The sequence below is a fragment of the Streptomyces sp. SID5785 genome (assembly GCF_009870065.1).
In the GTDB taxonomy this organism is placed as follows: domain Bacteria; phylum Actinomycetota; class Actinomycetes; order Streptomycetales; family Streptomycetaceae; genus Streptomyces.
The window spans coordinates 1-452 of record NZ_WWIA01000360.1 but is presented as its reverse complement, the minus strand read 5'-3'; the positions used below and the strand labels follow the sequence as shown (position 1 = coordinate 452).

At 69.0% G+C, this 452-nt stretch carries 1 pseudogene; it reads right to left on the bottom strand.

The annotated features are described in order from the left end of the window. Positions 1-301 (bottom strand): annotated as a pseudogene (locus tag GTW43_RS37975) (hypothetical protein); the annotation flags it as partial. Between the last annotated feature and the right edge of the window lie 151 nt (positions 302-452).

The window sequence follows — 452 nt, the reverse complement described above, 5'->3', positions numbered from 1 at the left end:
CGATCACGGGTGTGATCAGCACGAAGTACGGGCCGAGCCACGGCACATGAGGATGGGCCGAGCCGCCCGCGGCCGCGTAGTCGGCGTGTCCGCTGAACAGTTCGGTGAAGGACTCGATGAGCCAGCGGAAGGCGATCGAGCCGAGGCCCGCTCCCACGCCGATCCCCAGGGCCAGGAGCGCCAGTCCCGCCGGTGTCTCGCGCACACCGCGCAGTCCGCTCCCGCGCCACCGGGACGGCCGCGGCATCGCCGCGGGGCCGTCCGGTGCGGCAGCCGGCCGCTGTATCCGTGTCTCGGTCATGTACTCCGCTTTCCCTCGGTCGCGCCATTTTGCATTATGCAAAGAAGCCTGTGGGTCGCGTCAAACGCGGCTCAGGGCGTGGACGCCGTTCCGCTCGTGCCTGCTGTCGGGCAGAGGTGGGGAGTGAGGTACGGATTACCCACAATGGTCC